Below are 240 nucleotides of genomic sequence, written 5' to 3'. Positions count from 1 at the left end.
TGGTGGAGCTCGGGGCCGGGGCGGGACTGTTCACCCGGCTGCTCGCGGCCCGCCCGGCGGACCGGGTGCGGACGGTGACGGCCCTCGAGCCGCCGGCGTCGATGCGCGCCGCCCTGGAACGCGAGGTCGCGGCCGGCACGGGCGGGCGGGTGCGCGCCGTGCCGGGCACGGGCGAGGCCCCGGGCCTGCCGGCGGCGGGCGCCGACGCCGTGGTGGCGGCCCAGGCATGGCACTGGATGG

The 240-nt window shown here is 82.5% G+C and carries 1 protein-coding gene; it reads left to right on the top strand.

Annotation, left to right across the window (positions count from 1 at the left end; genetic code table 11):
• A partial coding sequence (locus KVS67_RS12930) for a class I SAM-dependent methyltransferase (RefSeq protein WP_217565542.1) occupies positions 1-240 on the top strand: 240 nt, incomplete at both ends.

This window comes from Micrococcus sp. GbtcB5 (assembly GCF_019091605.1).
Taxonomy (GTDB): domain Bacteria; phylum Actinomycetota; class Actinomycetes; order Actinomycetales; family Micrococcaceae; genus Micrococcus; species Micrococcus luteus.
This window is presented reverse-complemented; position numbering and strand designations above follow the sequence as displayed.